This window comes from Burkholderia sp. GW821-FHT14F03 (assembly GCF_058803765.1).
Map to the genome: position 1 here is coordinate 1 of NZ_JBXAPG010000140.1, position 754 is coordinate 754.

Here is a 754-nt window from a genome sequence, read left to right on the forward strand (position 1 = left end):
TCGCAAGCCTTTATCTGTGGGCCACTGTAATACCCGCGATCAGCGATGGCCTTCAATTTGGTTCTACCCATGGCATCACGAGCAGCTTGCGCCATTGGACTTAGCTGCGCGCGGTCACTACCCGCGTTCGTAACTTCATGCGCAACGATTAGATGGTGCTTGGCATCTACGGCGATCTGCACGTTGTAGCCGACCATCCCAGAACCACGGCCACTGGTCGCCATGGAGCGTGCATCAGGATCCGTCAGCGAGATCTGTCCGTCAGGCAGCGTTTTCAACTCCTCTTTGATCTGCTCAAGGTGACGCATTTGCCCCTGCAATTGAGCAATCTTCTCTTTGAGTCGAGTCGTTCTGGCTTCCACCTCGGGCGGCTGCGTTCGATCTGCCGTTTCTAATGCGCTCAGGTAACGATGGATGCTTTCCTCGATCTGCTGCTGCCGCTTATCGATCTTGCCCGTCGTAAAGTTTCGGTCGCGTGTATTGGAGGCCTTGAACTTACTTCCATCGATGGCGACCATGGCCTGGGAGAACAGCTTGAGATCGCGGCACAACACGACAAACCGACTACAGACGTTGCGAATACCTGCGCCGTTGTTGCGTCGAAAGTCAGCTATCGTTTTGAAGTCTGGCACCAGGCGGCCAGTCAGCCACATCAGCTCGATATTGCGCTGACATTCGCGCTCCAGGCGTCGGCTTGATTGAATCCGGTTTAGGTAGCCGTAGATGTATATTTTCAGCAGCACTGCCGGATGGT

General features: G+C 54.8%; 1 protein-coding gene. It reads right to left on the minus strand.

Going from position 1 to position 754, the window contains the following annotated elements:
- A partial coding sequence (locus AC1RQF_RS33400) for a transposase (protein WP_492874406.1) occupies positions 1-754 on the minus strand: 754 nt, incomplete at both ends.